Genomic DNA, 1,126 nt, shown 5'->3' with positions numbered 1-1,126 from the left:
GATTGAACATCTCGTCGTCAAGGATTGTAGGAATAATGTAAACGCCTCGTTCCGATCTTTCGAGAAAACCTTTGTCTACCAGGACTCTCAAATAATGACGATTTATCCCCGCTTTTGTGACTTGCCTCGATGTGACTATACCGTTGTTCTTACGTGCGATGTCTAGAATCTGTTCAGCATAAGACATGTATCACCTCTCACAAGAGAACAAATATCATTTGCGCATACAATTGTATCGTTTATGTGCATGACTGTCAGACTACCATTGAAAATAGGGACTCCATTTTATCAAGAGCGAAAGAGCGGTTCCGGCGCGTTGCGCCCAAGTTTTTCGTTCCGACGCTGCGCGTCCAGGTTCTTCGTCTCCTAGGGGTAGGACCGGGTCTAGGGTATGGTGAGGGTGAGATCCCGTACAGAACCACTACGGGATGACTAAGTGAGTGGGTTCCAGGGAAGGCTATGCGTGTTGGCACTCCTTCACGTCATCCTCGTGCTACTGGCCAGGATCTAGATCTTTGAAACAGTTGCAAGTTGTAAGAGCAAAACCCGATAAACTTTATAAGTCTCTTGAAACGCGCTCTTCTCGGTGGACGGCGGACCGTTGACGGACAACGTTGTCTTCGTCAGCGATCAGCGGGTCCTCGTTCTTAAGCGTGCAGCGGCTCTTCAGGGCGAGATCCCGTGCAGGTGCATCACGGGATGACCGAAGAGGCGCTCATCAGGTCAGCCTCAAGGGATGACACTCCTTCACGTCATCCTGACAATGCTGGTGAGTAGCCCAGGGGGATTTCACCCCCAGGCTCTCTCAGAACCGGACTTGAACCTCTCGATTCATCCGGCTCCCATTATCCAGCCGAATAGAATATCCCCATTGTCCAGTGTACAAATAGATGAGGCTCTCTGCGAGCAAGAGCTTCTAGCCATTTACCCGCTTTTGTACGACCTCTCCTTTTCTTGTACTTGTTTCTTACCCACTGAACTAAGGCTTTGTTTAGCCGACTCAGTACTGTATACATTTCAAATTTGCGAAAGTGTCCGTAGTAGTTTATCCAACCTCTTATTACCGGGTTGATCCTTTCTGAGAGTTCTTCAATACTCAGGTATGACTTGGTTTGAAGTCTCATTC

Annotated in this window: 2 protein-coding genes; both read right to left on the bottom strand. The window is 48.4% G+C overall.

Going from position 1 to position 1,126, the window contains the following annotated elements; genetic code table 11:
* The coding region (locus tag V512_RS13545) for a type IV toxin-antitoxin system AbiEi family antitoxin domain-containing protein (RefSeq protein ID WP_165775405.1) at positions 1-187 on the bottom strand (187 nt) is incomplete at its 3' end.
* A gap of 658 nt (positions 188-845) precedes the next feature.
* Positions 846-1,126: group II intron maturase-specific domain-containing protein (locus V512_RS13540; RefSeq protein ID WP_279300422.1), on the bottom strand; the 281-nt coding region annotated here is incomplete at its 5' end.

This window comes from Mesotoga sp. Brook.08.105.5.1 (assembly GCF_002752635.1).
GTDB lineage: Bacteria > Thermotogota > Thermotogae > Petrotogales > Kosmotogaceae > Mesotoga.
This window is presented reverse-complemented; position numbering and strand designations above follow the sequence as displayed.